Origin of the sequence: Geodermatophilus sp. CPCC 205761 (assembly GCF_051383655.1) — a bacterium.
Taxonomy (GTDB): Bacteria; Actinomycetota; Actinomycetes; order Mycobacteriales; family Geodermatophilaceae; genus Geodermatophilus.
The window spans coordinates 41117-55425 of sequence record NZ_JALPKQ010000023.1; the positions used below are offsets into that span (position 1 = coordinate 41117).

A 14309-nucleotide genomic window follows, 5' to 3' on the forward strand; every position below is an offset into this window, starting at 1 on the left:
AGCCGAGTTGCAGCACGCCGCGCGCGCTCCAGGCCGGGCGCGCGAATACTGCGGCGACGCCTGCCGTCAAGCCTTCGGCCGGGAACTCCGACTTCGTCGCGCGCTCCTCCGCGAAATCGGACTGTCCGCCATCCAGACCGACCGGTTGCTCGCGCTCTTCCGCGTCACCCCCCGCCCGCGCCGCCCAGCCGCAGAGCGTGACCCTCGGCCGTCACGATCCGTCGAGGCGTTCGAGTGATCTTGCCCCGCCAGGTGGCGCTGGAGACGCCGCTCGCCGTCCCGCACCTGGTGCACCTTCGACGACGCTTGCCAGCGTGTACTTACAACCGCCGTCCTCGGTACCACCACTTCAGAGGGCGGACCGTGAGCGAGAACGTGAAGCGACATGGGTGACGAGAAGCATGAGGCTGAGCGGAAAGAGATTCGGAGGGCCGCCGAGGAACTCCTGGCTCGTACAGACGGGAAGCGCCCAGTGATCGAGGACCTGCGCCAGCGAGTGGGCGTACAACGCTGGATCCTGACCCACCGGCACAGGGACTTGAAGGACGAGTTTTTGAGGGCCGTCGACGCGAAGTGGGGCGTGAGCAGCCCGGCTGTCACGTCACTTCAGGAGAAGTACGACGCACTGCAAGGCACATACCAGCGGCTCCGTGAGCGGAATGCCGAACTAGAGCAACTACTCGACACCTACGCCTACGTGATCGAGGAACTGCGACTGCAACTCGATCACTCGATTGGGAGCGACAAGGTCCGTCCCATCCGCCCTCGCTGACCGCCCCTCCCGCTGCCGAGGTTCACGGGGTCGATAAGGCGACTCAGGCCCGTGGGTCCGAGCAGTGGGGCCATCCCCCCGCTTGGCCCCGGGATCCGGATGACCGAGTCGACCCTCACGCAACGTGACCGTGGTGTCAGGTCGGACGTGCCCACCTGGGAGCGGTTGCAACACCCCTTCGTGTCCAGAGAACCGATGCCCCACCGGAGACCACCGTCCAGCCCCGCTCCCCCAGCTGGTGCCCGAGCTCGCCCGAGACGTGCTCTCCGTAGGCGGTCGAGGCGCGGGACCCGACGATCGCCACCGACCGGTCGGCCAGCTCGTCGAGCCGACCCGGCCCGCGCACCCACAGCGCCAGGGGCGGCACCGGGGCGGTCGTCCGCGGCGAGTGGTGCCGCGGGTCGTCCGGCTCCTCGCTGGTGGCCACCGTCAGGCCGTGCAGCAGGAGTCCGGGCCACTCGTCGTCCTCCGGCACCACCAGGCGCGCACCGCTCCGCTCGGCACGGAGGAGGTCGGCCGGCGTGGCGTCCTGCTCGGCCCGGGCCCCCACCATCGCCCGGACGATGTCCGGCGCCCGGCCGGCGCGCAGCCGGCGCACCGCCTCCACCGGGCCGGCGTCCTCGACGAAGCGCCAGAAGGCGACGCTGCCCGGTTCCGCGGCTCGGCTCAGCCAGGCCCGGGCCCGCCGCACCGCCGGCGAGGCCGCCGCACCGTCCACCAGCCCCTGCTCCATGTCCTCGTCGAGGCTCGGCACGGCGCTCATGCCGCCGCCCGCTGCAGGCGCATCCCGAGGGCCTCGGCCACGTCGTCGGAGCCGGGCAGCGGGCGGCCGGCCAGGTCGGCGAGGGTCCAGGCCACGCGCAGCACCCGGTCGTAGCCGCGCACCGACAGGACGCCCCGTTCCAGCGCCCGCTCGACCAGCCGGAGGGCCGGGCGGGGCGGCGACCAGCGCTCCCGCAGCATCCGGCCGGGCACCTGGCTGTTCACGGTGAGGCCGGTGCCACGGAGGCGCTCCGCCGCGGCGTCCCGGGCGTGCTGCACCCGTCGGGCGACCATCGACGTCGGCTCGGCGACGGTCCCGGCCTCCAGCCAGGCCACCCGCGTGACCGCCGGGAGGTCCACCCGGAGGTCGATGCGGTCGAGCAGCGGCCCGGACAGCCGCGACTGGTAGCGGCGCCGTTCCACCGGGCTGCAGGTGCACGCGGCATCGCCGGCCGCGCTCGCGCACGGGCACGGGTTGGCGGCCAGCACGAGCTGCGCGCGGCACGGGAAGGTGCTCGCGCCACTGGCCCGGGAGATCGTCACCTGGCCCCGCTCGAGCGGCTGGCGGAGGGTGTCGAGCACCGCGCGGGGGAACTCCGGCGCCTCGTCGAGGAAGAGCACGCCGCGATGGGCCCGGCACAGCGCGCCCGGCCGGATCAGCCCCGAGCCGCCCCCGACCAGCGCCGCCATCGTCGCCGAGTGGTGCGGCGCCTCGAACGTCGGCCGGGTCACCAGCGGCGCCCCGGGCGGCAGCGTCCCGGCCACGGAGTGGATCGCGGTGACCTCCAGGGCCGCCTGCTCGTCCAGCGCCGGGAGGAGGCCGGGCAGCCGCTCCGCCAGCATCGTCTTGCCCGCCCCCGGCGGACCGGTGAGGAACAGGTGGTGCGCGCCGGCGGCGGCGACCTCCACGGCCCGGCGGCCGACCGCCTGACCCACCACGTCCCCGAGGTCCGGCCCCGGGGGTGGCGGGGGCAGCGGGCTCCGCGTGTGCCGGGGCAGCGCCGCCGCACCCCGGAGGTGGGCGACGAGCTCGGCCAGCGTGCCCGCGGCCAGCACCTCGACGCTGTCGACCAGCGCCGCCTCGTCGGCGTTGCCGGCCGGGACGACCACCGTCGGGTGCCCGGCCCGGGCCGCGGCCAGCACGGCGGGGAGGACGCCGCGGACCGCCCGAACCGAGCCGTCGAGGCCCAGCTCGCCCAGCAGCACGAGGCGACCGACCGACTCCGCGGGCACCGCGCCGTCGGCGGCGAGCACGGCCGCGGCCAGCGCCAGGTCGGAGGCCGCCCTAGGACGCTTCTAAAGCTAGCCGGCGGACTCCCCCGCCCGCCGGGCGAGGACGCCAGCCAGCTCGTCGAGCGAGTAGAGCGACGCCCCGTCCGGGGTCCAGCGGGGCTCCAGGCCGTAGCGGTGCCGCCAGACCCGGAGAGTGGCCGGCCGGAACCCCGGCGTAGGTCGCGGCGTCGGCGGCCGAGAGCAGGACGGGCGTCGGCGTCGTCACCGTTCTAGGGTGCCCCGGTGACCGCGACCGGGGACGGAACGACGTCGAGTGTCGGCCTCCCCGAGCGCCGGACGATCAGACGTCCGGCGTGGTCGAGCTTCCTCGTCGGAGCCGCTGTCGGGCTGCTCGGCGGACTCGTCGGTCTGGGCGGCGCAGAGTTCCGCCTGCCGCTGCTGATCGGACTGTTCGGCTTCGTTGCGCTGCAAGCCGTGATCGTCAACAAGGCGATGAGCCTCGTCGTCGTCCTCGCGGCGCTGCCGTCCCGGCTGGTCGCAGTTCCGCTCGACGCAGTCGCGGCCCAGTGGTTCGTTCCTCTGAGCCTGCTCCTGGGCAGCTTGCCCGGAGCCTGGGTCGGGGCGTCCTGGGCGACCCGGATACGGGCGGCGACCCTCTACCGGGTCCTCGGCGTGCTCCTGCTCGTCATCGCTGCGGTCTTCGCCGCCCACCACCTCGACGTCATCCCGCAGCTTGACTTACCGATCGCCGCGCAGGGGGCTGCTGGCGTCGTTGCCGGATTCGGCATCGGCGTCGTCGCCGCAGTGATGGGCGTGGCCGGTGGCGAGCTGCTGATCCCGACGATCACGCTGCTGTACGCGGTCGACGTGAAGCTGGCCGGCAGCCTGTCGCTGCTGGTCTCCCTACCGACGATGCTCGTCGCGTTCTTCCGCTACAGCCGCGACCAGGCGTTCGGCGTGCTCCGGCAGCACAGCGGCTTCGTCATCGCGATGGCCGCCGGGTCCGTGACGGGCTCCGTCGCCGGTGGCTTGCTCCTGGGCACTGTTTCGCAGGCAGTCCTCGTGCCGCTCGTGATCGCGCTGCTGCTGATCTCGTCCGTGAAGGTCTGGCGGCACTCCTAACCGCTGGACGGCCGCCGTGACCAGCGGCCAAAACTCCCGGCGGGTCACTGATGGCCGAGGAACCGGCGGACGTCTGTACCGCTCGCGGCCTACGTAACAGAGAGTTTGCGAGCAGGTCCCTTCAGTCACGCCGACCCCCTTCGGGCGAGTTCGCATCGACTGCCACCGACCCGCTGTGTAGGTTGCTGTTGCGGACTGAACTTCCCGTTGCGGGGGGTGTAGGCCCGCGCTCACCCCCCGGCCCTAGGGCTGGGGGGTTCTTACGTTCGGGGCCACACCACTACGCCCGGCTCGGCCGCGTCGCCGGTCGTCCGCGCAAGCCCGTTGGCTTCGCTATGCCGGGCTTTGCCCAGCTCGCTCCACATCGTCTGCGGGCAGACGGTCGCCCGCTTCGGCGACGGCGGCTGGACGCTCCGGAAGGCGGCGTACGCGGCCAAGTCCGCCAGCTGGATGAAGTACGACTGCGCGGAGTCGCGAGGCACCGGATCATCTAGCAGCAGCCGGAAGGGCACCTTCAGAGTGCCGGTCCCGAAGCGGCTGCCCGCCTTACCGATGCGCCGAGCCTTCCGAGCCAGCTTCCGGATCGCGGCCGATTCACCCTCGTCATGAGTGAGCCAGATCGGCTGGTCGAAGGCGTCGGACGCCCGCTCCAAGCGCTGCAACAGGAACTCCCACGCGATGTCCCGAGGGTTCCGGTTCTGGTTCTTGATCTTGTCCTTCTGGATCACGACCGCGAAGACGCGGAGCCCGAGCTTCTCGGCCAGCCGCATGTGCTGTCGGTAGATCGCGTGCCGCTGCTTCTCCCCGAGCCCGGACAGAGCCCCCCGGCCTCCGACCAGGTGGTTGGCCTTGACTTCCGCACGGACCCGCACGCCGAAGCGTGCAGCGACGAACCGCCGGAAGGAGATGAAGGAGTCGAACGTGTCCGGCCACCTGTCCGCCTCGACCAAGACGCAGCCGAGGGTGTAGGTCCGGGAGCCGGAGTAACCGGAGTCACCGGACTCGTCGACGTAGGCCATGAGCACGGCCTGATGATGCCTTGTCGGACCGACGCTCCCGGGAGCCGCCGGTCGAGGAGCGGACGCGGAAGCGCCCCGGGAGACGAGTCGGGGCGTCTCCCGGGGCGCGGTCCCACCGGCGCTGGACGGGTCACGGGGGCGGAAAGGTGCCCCTCGCCGACCATCGCTCCCCGCTGCCCCGGATGCCGAGGGTGGGGGTGACGTTGACGCCTTGGGGTGCTCGGTCGAGGCGCGGGCCGCCAGCAGCTCCGCGTGAGCAACGGCGCGCGACCCCGACCGAGGTCTAGTGCGTCACGGTCAGGCGCGGACGCCCCGGACGATGTCGAACGCCTTGGGCCGCGCGACGCCGATGTCGCCCCGGTACCAGGCGACGAGCCCGTAGGACCCTTCCTCCTGCATGTACCGCTCGGAGAGCACGGTGATCGTCAGCTCGGTCCGGACGCCGACGTAGAGCTTGGAGAAGTCGCCGGTGAACACGTCGCTGGTGTCCGCGTTCGTGCCGGTCGTCAGGTTGACCGGGACGCCGGACGTGGTGAGCCGGCGGACGCCGTCGAGGTAGCTCGGGGCGGGCAGGTACTGGCCGGCGGTGTCCTTCGCCTTCGCAAGACTCCGGGCAGTCCGGTCGGCGAGGATCTGAGCGGTCGGCTCTTCGGCGGCGTCACGGACGCGGCCGACGGAGTCGACGAGCTGGTCGAAGGTCGGCGGGCCGCCGTTGGCCGCGACGTTGGTCTTGGTGACCCCGGTGGTGTTGATCAGCCCGGTCGGCTCGTCGCCACCGGCTCCGTAGAGCGCGGCGGCGTCGATCTTCTCGGCGAACTTCGCGGCGAACGCGGCCCTGAGCTGCTGCTCGACCTCCTGTGCATCTTCGAGCAGCTCACGGGTCACCTTCGTGACGACCGCGAGCGACCGAGCCTTGAGCTCCAGGGCGTCGAGCGTGGCGTCGTCGACCGTGATCGGGTCGCCCTCGCCGCGCCAGGTCGGCTCGGGGTCGTCGACCCACCGGGCGATGTCGACGGTCCGGTTGGCCATCGGCACGATCCGGGCTCCGGCCTGCATCACCCGGGTCGCGGCGCGCGCCTTGTCGATGATCTCGGCGGCCAGCACGGGCGGGACGAGCAGACCGCCCTGGGCCGCCGCGACGCCGGACATCGCGCGGCGCTCGTCGTCCGCGCCGCGCCAGTCGCCGAAGAGCGCGCCCCGGAGGTACTTCGTCAGGCTCAGGCCGCTCTCGTCCTCGCGGACCTGGCCGGTGGCACGGACGAAGCCGGCGAAGGACTGCCGGTCGTTGAGCGGCGCGCCGTCGCGGTACTCGCCGCCGGTGCCGGGGATGCCGTCCATCGGGGTCCGGTTGCCCCGGTGGTCGACCCACTCGCCGGTGCCGAGCCCGCCGGACTGCTCGCGGATCGCCCGCATGGCGATCTCGTCTTCGATCTTGCGAGCGATCGGCGTCAGCTCGTCCAGGCCGTTCTCGGCGGCCTGGTAGTCGGCGCGCTGCGCCTTGGTCAGCTCGGACCGGCCAGCGACCTCGACGGCGTCAGTGATCCGGCGCATGGTCGCCAGGTGCTGGTCGCTGGCGTCGCGGAGGACCCGGCGGGCGTCGAGCATGTCGGCGGGCTTGAGGGTCCGGAGCGCGGTGTCGTTGCTGTTCCGGAGGCTGGTCAGGGTGATGGTCATGGTGCTGCTCCAGTCGGAGAGAGCGCGCAGAAGGCGCGCGGCATCAAGGGGGGTGTCCCTTGGCGTCTCCGGCGTCGGGCGGCCCGCTCCGTGGCCTGCCCGGCGATCCCGGCCGACTCTGCGGCGGGGAGACCCGTGGTGTGGACGGCGGCTCCGCACTCCGTCGGGGCGCGTTCCGTCGTGATCATGGTACCGATCCCCGGGGCTCGTCCCGGCGCAGCTCGGCGAGCGCGTCGCCGACCGGGTCGTCGCCCGGGCCGACAAGGTCGCCCTCGTCGTCGGTCTCGGTCATCGCCAGCTCGACGACGGCCAGGATGCGGCGGCGGTCGGCGAGCGCCCGGACGAGCGCGGCGGCGAGCCGGTCGGTGAACCTGCGGGCCGACACGGGCGCTCCGTCGGCGGCGTCCCGAAGCCGGACGACCATCCGCCGGATCTGGTCGTCGCTGAGGTCGGCCACGTCGTGCTGACCGAGCCTCACGCGCGGTCCTCCCGCTTGTGGTCCCGCCGGGCGCGCAGCTCGTCGAGCGGGTCCGCCGGGCTGTCGGCGGCGGGCGCGGGCCGGGGCACCAGCGCCCGCAGCTCGGCCCGACGTTCGTCGATCTTGAGGACTCGATCGACCGCCTGGACGTCGCCCCGGCGAGCCTTCGGCCAGAGCCCGGTCAGCAGCGCGTCGAGCCGAGCCAGCTCGACGGCGATGACCTCCGAGTGCTCGGGTGCGGCCGGACGGGCGGCGAGCGCGGCCTGGACCGCCTTGTACGCACCGCCACGGTTGGCGTAGCCGAGCACGGCGGCGATCCGGTCGTAGCCGGCACCCGCGAGGTGCAGCTCCAGCGCCTGCGCGGCACGCTCGGCGGTCCCGCTCTTGGTCATGGGTCCTCCTGCTCAGGAAACGGGGAGAGAAACGTCGACGGAGCGGTCCCGGTCGGTCGAGCGGCCGAAGATCCGACCCGCCCTCCCCGGCCCGGCTCGTCGTCCGGGGACAGAAGGGCCAGCAGCGGCTGCGGGTCACGCGGGTCTCGCGGGTCGGCAATGCACGCCTTCTCCGAGCGGGTCGACGTCGAGGCCGCGACGGGCTCCCTTCCCCTCTCTTCTCCCGTACTCAACAGAGGGAGGGCAGGGTCCGAGACCCGCAGACCCGCGAGACCCACCGGGAGATGGTCTGCACGGGAGACCCGCGAGACCCGCAAGACCCGCAGCGCCGACGTGACCTGCGGGGGAAGACTCCCGCGGGTGCGGGTCTCAGCCCCGCGCCTGACCCGCGAGACCCGCACGGACACCCGCGTCACCCGCACTTCTGGCCCACGCTGGCCGACGTCTCGGCGAGCTGTACGACCTCGGCGCAGAGCGGGTGGAGACCGTCGGGGCCGAGGGCCGGGTCGAGCCGGTGACCGCAGACCCGGCAGGTGGCCGGCGGGGGCGGGGTGATCGTCCAGCGGATGACCTTGTCGTGGTTGCTCGCGTCGTCGTCCTCGATCGACCACCCGGCCTTCCGCATCGTCGGTGCCTGCCGCCGGAGCGCGGTGGTCACGAGCCGCGCGGTCGTCGGCCACCCCTTCCCCGGCCGGACGTTCCCGAAGGGCGACATCGCCTTGAGCAGCTCGCCCGCCGTCCCGACGAACGTCTGCCCGGCGAACTGGGCGGCGACGGCGGTGATGAACGGATCGCCGGTCAGGCTGTCCACGGCAGCCTCGCCCTGCTTCGCGAGGTACCGGCCGAGCCCGTCGGTCCCGAGCACCTGGTCGACGGCGGCGAGCACGCGGGCGAAGTCGGCCATCCGGGGGCGGCGCTCCAGCTCGACGGTCGGCAGGGCGGCGAGCACGCGGGCGGTGAGATCGAGCAGGGCACCGAGCAGCCGGGGATGCTCGCGCTCCCAGGCCGGCCAGATGTCTTCCTCGCCGCGCCGCTCCCGCTCGGAGATCGTCGTCAGGTGGATCGGCAGCATCCGCTCGGCCAGGTCGCCCCGGACGGTTCCGACGTCGATCCCGTTCAGCACCAGGCAGCGGCGGAAGGCGAACAGCGCGTGCTCGCCGTCGGTGTAGAGACGGCGGCGGACGTCGGCGTCCCCGGTCACGGCGCGGCAGAAGCTGTCCGAGAGCCAGTCCGCGATCGTCGAGAGGTTGTCCAGCCCGACGACCCAGGAACCGGACGCGGCGGTCACCCAGGACTCGGCGTCCCGGGGCGGCTTCCGGAGCGCGGCCGGGTTCGGGTCGAGCAGCCCGACGAGCACCTTCGCCGCCGTGCTCTTCCCGGACCCCTGCTCGCCGAAGATCGACAGCACCGTGTGCGGGACGTCGGCGAAGAGCACGGCGACCAGCCAGGCGGCGACCAGCGGACGGTCGGCCTCGGTCACGTTCAGCCAGCGCCAGAGATCAGCGAGCCCGCCGCCGCGCTGCGGCTCGGGCAGCGCGGCGGTCATCACCGACCGCCGGAAGAGGACCGGGGCGGTCGGCTCGACCGACCAGCCAGAGCCAGTGACTCGAACCGCCCGGCCGGTCGCGTCGCCGAGATCGAGCCACAGCGCCCCGTCGCGCCGCGCGACCCGAAGGTCAAGCCGCTGCTCCGCGCCGTCGGCGGCGATCCCCTCAACGACCGCCAGCGCGTCGGTCAGCGCCTGCTGGGACGCCGTCCGGCCGAGCCGGCGGAAGTGCTCGCGGGCGAGCTGAGCCCGCAGCGACGTCCCTCCGCCGCGCACCATCCGGACGAGCTTCGGGCCGGACCTCGGGACGCCGAACGTGTCGCCGTCGGCGCTGATCCCGAAGTCGTACAGCTCTTCAGCGATCTCGACGAGCATCGTCGCCGCCGACTTCCGCTCGTCCGGCTCCCGCGTCGCCCCGGCGGCCACCTGCTGTTCGGTCGCGGTCGACACCTCCAGCCCGAGCCCGTCGGCGATGTCCACGAACTTGCACGACTCCGAGCATCGGACGTCCCACCGCTGGGTCGTCGTGGGGTAGTGGACGAGCACCAGCGGCATCTCGGCGTCCCGATGAGGCCGCCCGGGGCAGCGGTAGTGGAAGAGGTTGCGCTCACCGCTGTCGACCTCGTAGGTCGAGTCATGGCCGGCACGCCGAAGGCGGTCGATGATCAACCGACCCTCGGCGTCCTCGACGCGGGCCATCCTGCTCACCGGTCACCGTCCAGCAGCAGCACGAACGTCGACCGCCCGCACGCCGACCGCCGCGTGACCGGCTGCCGCTCGTCCTGGCCGACGTGGAAGCGGTGCGCCCGACCGCAGTCGGGACAGGCCGCGATGACTTCGGTCCACGCCTCCCTGTCGATGGTCGCCAGAACCCGCGCGCCGTTCATCGGGAGACGTCCTGCTGCTCGCGGAGCGCCTTCACCCGGCGGCGCTCGCGGTCGGCGGCCCGCCGCAGCAGGCACGGCTCGCACTGACAGCCACGGACGCTCCAGCGCTTCCGAGCCCGGACGACCGCCGAGGCGTTGAGCCCCGCGGAGCTGTAGGTGCCGGGCGGGTCCTCGGCGCTACCCTTGATGAGCCTGAGCTGCTTGGCGGCGGTCGGGATCTCGATGGGGGCGGCCACCTTGCCCGAGGGGGCCGCCCCTTCGTTCGCGGTCACGCGGCCGACCCGCCGAAGAGCAGCAGCGACAGGCGCGTCCGCTGGTCAGCGTCGAGTGGCGGCGCGTCGGCCAGCACGCGCTCGACGTAGACGGCGATGCGCTCGGCAGCCAGGTCGCGGCGCGCCTCGTCAGCATCGGAACCGCGCCACCGGACGGCGGCGGCGGCCTTGGCCACGGCGTGCCGCAGCTCAGGACTACTCGCGGGCATGGAAGGACCCCTTGTTGGGTCCCCAGCCGCCGTGGTGCTGATGCTGAGGGGTGGCATTCCATGCCGGGCCGTGAGTGCAGTGCTACGGACGGTAGCACCGCTGACCGAGATGTTAGGTCACGCTCTCGCGTCCGCGAGCAGGTGCTGGCGGGGCGTCGATGGGCCGCCGTCAGGCCGAGATGCGTCGGGTGGTCGGGTGGCCGGCGCGGGCGGTCGAGACGTCCTCGACGACCTGCGCGCGCGAGAGCGCGCGCCGGACGTGATCGCAGGAGACCGACGTCGAGTCCCCGTCCGTAACCAGGGACATCGGAGCTTCGCCGGGGGCGACCCACCGGTAGGGGTCGTCGATCGACCGGGTAGAAGAGGGGAAGCGAGACGCCCCCCGCTCGGCTCGCGCCTCGGCAGCAGACTGCCCGGTGTTGCGGAGCGGGGAGTGCCGACTGCTCGGCTGGTAGACGAGACCCCCCTCGGGACCCGTCCAGACCGCGAGCAGCAGACAGCCGCGCAGACGGCAGCGGTACTCGACCAGCGTCACCCGTCGACGTTCCTTCGCGGACATCGCCTCGTAGGCCGTGGTGTAGCGGCTCATCCGCCCCGCGTCCTCTTCGCTCACGCCGAGCGCTCCTGCTCCACGATCTCCGAGCCGATCCAGTCGAGGTCGATCCCGCGCGGATCGAAGTACGAGTCTCCCGGCTTCCAACCCTGCGGTCGTCCTCGTCGGGTCCGATGCACGGTCACGGTGACCAGAGCCTCGATGATCGCCCGCTGGCGCGACAGGTCGAGCGTCGGCCACACCGTCGCGGCGTCCGGGCCAGCGACGCCGTCCAGGGCCGACGACCCCGCAGCAGCGGCCAACCGCTGGTTCAGCTCGTCGAGCTGCGCCTGCAACGTCGCTGTGCCCCGCTCCATCTGAGCGCCGGTGATCTTGCGACCTGTGAAGAGGTCGACCAGCTCGGTCAGCCGGTTCTGGACGTCGAGCCGCTCGGTGTAGATCGCGGCCGTGTCTTCGGTCACCACGGGCGGTGTCACGTGGGCGTCCACAAGCTTCGCGACGACCGACATCTCGACGAAGAAGTCGAGGTCGGCGCAACGCCGTACGACGTGCGCCCCTTCGTCACAGCGGTAGGCCGCGACCGAGCGCCCCTGCCTGCCCGTCCCGGTCGTGGACGCCCGCAACGGCTTCTGGCAGACGCCGCAGAGGTAGAGGCCACCCCCGAGCCACCGCCGGGCGTTCCCGGTCGTCGTGCGGCGACCCTCGTCGGCGAGCAGGGCACGCACCGCGCGCCACACAGGCTCATCGACGATGGCCGGCCACTCGGCGGGGCCGACGACCTCGCCGCGATGCTCCATCAGGCCAGCGTTCCGAGGACGAGCGAGCAGCTTGCGCACCTCCGTCGGCTTCCAGGGGCCGCCGGTCGACGTCGTGACGCCGCGAGCGTTCCACTCCCGAGCGAGAGCACGAAGGCTCATCCCGGCCAGCAGTGCATCGGCACCCTTGCGGATCTCGGCGGCTTCGGTCTCGCGGACGGTCACGCCGTCGGACTCGTAGCCGAACGGTCGCCGACCCCCCTTCCAGCGCCCCGACGTGGCCGCCTGGCGCTTGGCGGTCTGCATCCGCTCGATCGCGTGCTCGACCTCGTAGCGCGCAGCGGTTCCGAGCATCCGCGCGACCATCCGCCCCGACGGCGTGGCCAGGTCGAGCGGACCGGCCTTCACCGTCTGGGTCACTACGCCCCGGGGGTCGCAGACTCCGATGTAGTGCTCCAGCTCGTCGGGACGGCGGTGAAGCCGGTCGGTGTGCCAGACGACGACCGCGTCGGCGCGCCCGGCCTCCAGGTCGTCGAGCAGCGCCTGGTAGTCGGGGCGCGGCTTGCCTGAGTACGCCGACAGATCGTTGTCGGTGCGATGCCCGACCACCTGCCAGCCGAGACGCTCCACCAGCTCGACGCAGTCCTGCCACTGGCGATCAACCCCGAGACCAGCGCCCTCGCGGTCCTTGCTCATGCGCGTGTAGATGATCACCCGGCGACTCATGGCCTAAGCGTAGCTTTACCCCGCCTTCGCTAGGTCGAAACCGCTGCCCTGCTTGGGCATCGCCGCCGGGGACAGGCCGATCGTGATCCGCCGCAGCGGCCACCGGCCGCCCGCGTTCGCCACGGCCGCGCGCACCCGGTCCACCGACTGGCGCACGACCGCGTCGGGCAGACCGACCAGCACGACCTGCGGAACGCCGGCGGACATGTCGACCTCGACGTCGACCATCGCCCCGTGCACCCCGGAGAGCCCGACCGACCACGTCCGCGCCAGCGTCATGAGAACGCTCCCCGGAGGTGGGTGACCAGCGCCGGCCCCTCGGGCCGCACGAGCACGCCGACGACGTCGAAGCGGAGGTCGGGAGCGTGTTCGTCGTGGGTGGCCAGCCAGCGCTGCGCCAGCGTCCTCAGGCGGCGCTGCTTGACCCGGCCGACCGCCTCGACCGGGTGCCCGAAGCCGACGGCGCGGCGGGTCTTCACCTCGCAGAAGACGAGGGCGTCGCCCTCGCGGGCGACGATGTCGAGCTCGCCGTCGCGGCAGCGCCAGTTCCGGTCGAGGACCCGCAGGCCCACGTCGGTGAGGTAGGCGGCGGCGATGCGCTCCCCGCGGGAGCCGAGGTCCGATGTCGTTGGCACCGGCCGACCGTCGGCCCGCGGCCGCCCGGGCACCAGGCCCGGGCGCGGTCTGTGGACGGACGGCCGACCTGTGGACGCTCAGCCGGAACCGGACACCGGGACGGTGCAGGCTGCCCGGCGTGGCACGGAGATCAGGTGAGTCGGGGACCCTCGGGCAGCTCGAGGTCGGGCTTGTCCAGCTCCTCGACGTTGACGTCCTTGAAGGTGAGCACCCGCACGTTGCGCACGAAGCGCGCCGGCCGGTACATGTCCCAGACCCAGGCGTCGGAGAGCTTGAGCTCGAAGTAGACCTCGCCCCCGGCCTCACGCACCTGCAGGTCCACGGAGTTGGCGAGGTAGAAGCGCCGCTCGGTCTCCACCACGTAGGTGAACTGCCGCACGATGTCCCGGTACTCGCGATAGAGCTGCAGCTCCATCTCGGTCTCGTACTTCTCCAGGTCCTCGGTGCTCATCGTGGCTCTCCGGACACAGGGCGCATGGCCCCATCATCGACCATGAGCGCCGAGCCGGTCAGGTGGGATACCCGCCGGGTGTGTGCGGCGTGAGCGCGGGCGACGTTGATGAACCGCATGCGGTGCTCGGGACAGGGCCCGTGACGGTCGAGCGCGGCGCTGTGGGCCTCGGTGATGTACCCCTTGTGGACGGCGAAGTCGTACTCCGGCCACCGCTCGTGCAGGTCGACCATGATCCGGTCCCGGGTGACCTTCGCCAGCACGGACGCCGCCGCCACGCACGCCGCCACCCGGTCGCCCTTCCACACCGCCAGGGTCGGCCGCGCCAGGCCCGGCACGGGGAAGCCGTCGGTGAGCACGTAGTCCGCGCCCGGCTCGAGGTTCCACACCGCCCGGCGCAGCGCCTCGATGTTCGTCACGTGCATGCCACGGGCGTCGAGGTCCTCGACCGGGATGACGACGACCGACCAGGAGACGGCGCGGTCGAGGACCTCCTCGTAGACCCGCTCGCGCGTGGCCGGGGTCAGCAGCTTGGAGTCGGCCAGGCCCGGCACCCGCCCCCTGCGCCCCGCGGGGAGCACGCAGGCGGCCGCCACGAGAGGGCCGGCGCACGCGCCGCGCCCCGCCTCGTCGGCGCCGGCCACGGCGGAGAAGCCGCGGCGGCGCAGCGAGCGCTCCATGTCCCACAGGGCGTCGGAACGGTCGTCGGCGAGCGGGACGGACCGGGTGCGGACGGTCCGCTCGACGGGAGGAGTGGTGGTGCGGACGGCCATCGGGATCCGACAGTACGACGGCCCGGTGACCGGACGGCGCACCTCCCGC

Annotated in this window: 18 protein-coding genes; 2 read left to right on the forward strand and 16 right to left on the reverse strand. The window is 72.7% G+C overall.

Annotated features, from left to right (window positions below; genetic code table 11):
• Positions 1 to 385: 385 nt before the first annotated feature.
• On the forward strand, positions 386 to 772 hold the full coding sequence (locus tag MY526_RS15230) for a hypothetical protein (RefSeq protein WP_436704336.1): 387 nt from the start codon (positions 386 to 388) through the stop codon (positions 770 to 772).
• A gap of 136 nt (positions 773 to 908) precedes the next feature.
• Here MY526_RS15230 and MY526_RS15235 read toward each other — a convergent pair whose 3' ends face one another.
• Both MY526_RS15235 and MY526_RS15240 read right to left on the reverse strand, forming a co-directional pair.
• A complete protein-coding gene (locus MY526_RS15235) occupies positions 909 to 1535 on the reverse strand; it encodes a DNA-processing protein DprA (RefSeq protein ID WP_436704337.1) in 627 nt (208 codons plus the stop codon).
• Positions 1532 to 2806 carry a YifB family Mg chelatase-like AAA ATPase gene (locus tag MY526_RS15240; protein ID WP_436704379.1) on the reverse strand — a complete coding sequence of 425 codons (1275 nt, stop codon included), beginning with the start codon at positions 2804 to 2806 and terminating at the stop codon, positions 1532 to 1534. The genes MY526_RS15235 and MY526_RS15240 overlap by 4 nt, the downstream gene beginning before the upstream one ends.
• Before the next feature lie 243 nt (positions 2807 to 3049).
• Here MY526_RS15240 and MY526_RS15245 point away from each other — a divergent pair, with 243 nt between their 5' ends.
• Positions 3050 to 3889, forward strand: a complete 840-nt coding sequence (locus MY526_RS15245) for a TSUP family transporter (RefSeq protein WP_436704339.1) — start codon at positions 3050 to 3052, stop codon at positions 3887 to 3889.
• Between the two features lie 260 nt (positions 3890 to 4149).
• Here the strand turns inward: MY526_RS15245 and MY526_RS15250 are convergent, their stop codons facing one another.
• From MY526_RS15250 to MY526_RS15315, 14 genes are all read right to left on the reverse strand, one after another.
• Positions 4150 to 4908 carry a DUF3800 domain-containing protein gene (locus MY526_RS15250; RefSeq protein WP_436704381.1) on the reverse strand — a complete coding sequence of 253 codons (759 nt, stop codon included), beginning with the start codon at positions 4906 to 4908 and terminating at the stop codon, positions 4150 to 4152.
• Between the two features lie 297 nt (positions 4909 to 5205).
• Positions 5206 to 6582: a phage major capsid protein gene (locus tag MY526_RS15255; RefSeq protein ID WP_436704341.1), complete on the reverse strand. Its 1377-nt coding sequence runs from the start codon at positions 6580 to 6582 to the stop codon at positions 5206 to 5208.
• Between the two features lie 184 nt (positions 6583 to 6766).
• Complete coding sequence (locus tag MY526_RS15260) at positions 6767 to 7060, reverse strand: hypothetical protein (RefSeq protein WP_436704343.1); 294 nt, start codon at positions 7058 to 7060, stop codon at positions 6767 to 6769.
• Positions 7057 to 7452 carry a hypothetical protein gene (locus tag MY526_RS15265; RefSeq protein WP_436704345.1) on the reverse strand — a complete coding sequence of 132 codons (396 nt, stop codon included), beginning with the start codon at positions 7450 to 7452 and terminating at the stop codon, positions 7057 to 7059. Before MY526_RS15265 ends, MY526_RS15260 begins: the two co-directional genes overlap by 4 nt.
• Before the next feature lie 412 nt (positions 7453 to 7864).
• Positions 7865 to 9697: a hypothetical protein gene (locus tag MY526_RS15270; protein ID WP_436704346.1), complete on the reverse strand. Its 1833-nt coding sequence runs from the start codon at positions 9695 to 9697 to the stop codon at positions 7865 to 7867.
• A 5-nt stretch (positions 9698 to 9702) separates the two neighbouring features.
• Positions 9703 to 9885 (reverse strand): hypothetical protein, encoded by a 183-nt coding sequence (locus MY526_RS15275; protein WP_436704348.1) that lies wholly within the window; start codon positions 9883 to 9885, stop codon positions 9703 to 9705.
• Positions 9882 to 10157: a hypothetical protein gene (locus MY526_RS15280; protein WP_436704350.1), complete on the reverse strand. Its 276-nt coding sequence runs from the start codon at positions 10155 to 10157 to the stop codon at positions 9882 to 9884. The genes MY526_RS15275 and MY526_RS15280 overlap by 4 nt, the downstream gene beginning before the upstream one ends.
• On the reverse strand, positions 10154 to 10366 hold the full coding sequence (locus tag MY526_RS15285) for a hypothetical protein (RefSeq protein ID WP_436704351.1): 213 nt from the start codon (positions 10364 to 10366) through the stop codon (positions 10154 to 10156). The genes MY526_RS15280 and MY526_RS15285 overlap by 4 nt, the downstream gene beginning before the upstream one ends.
• Positions 10367 to 10535: 169 nt before the next feature.
• Positions 10536 to 10979, reverse strand: coding sequence for a hypothetical protein (locus MY526_RS15290; protein WP_436704353.1), 444 nt, complete (start codon positions 10977 to 10979; stop codon positions 10536 to 10538).
• Positions 10976 to 12400, reverse strand: a complete 1425-nt coding sequence (locus tag MY526_RS15295; RefSeq protein ID WP_436704355.1) for a recombinase family protein — start codon at positions 12398 to 12400, stop codon at positions 10976 to 10978. Before MY526_RS15295 ends, MY526_RS15290 begins: the two co-directional genes overlap by 4 nt.
• A 15-nt stretch (positions 12401 to 12415) precedes the next feature.
• On the reverse strand, positions 12416 to 12679 hold the full coding sequence (locus tag MY526_RS15300; protein WP_436704357.1) for a magnesium chelatase domain-containing protein: 264 nt from the start codon (positions 12677 to 12679) through the stop codon (positions 12416 to 12418).
• Entirely contained in the window at positions 12676 to 13035 is a 360-nt protein-coding gene (locus MY526_RS15305) for a YraN family protein (RefSeq protein WP_436704359.1), read from the reverse strand. Before MY526_RS15305 ends, MY526_RS15300 begins: the two co-directional genes overlap by 4 nt.
• 131 nt (positions 13036 to 13166) lie before the next feature.
• The gene (locus tag MY526_RS15310) at positions 13167 to 13487 is read right to left on the reverse strand and encodes a DUF2469 domain-containing protein (RefSeq protein ID WP_091445653.1); all 321 of its coding nucleotides are present in this window, start codon (positions 13485 to 13487) and stop codon (positions 13167 to 13169) included.
• Positions 13484 to 14260 (reverse strand): ribonuclease HII, encoded by a 777-nt coding sequence (locus tag MY526_RS15315; RefSeq protein WP_436691793.1) that lies wholly within the window; start codon positions 14258 to 14260, stop codon positions 13484 to 13486. Before MY526_RS15315 ends, MY526_RS15310 begins: the two co-directional genes overlap by 4 nt.
• Between the last annotated feature and the right edge of the window lie 49 nt (positions 14261 to 14309).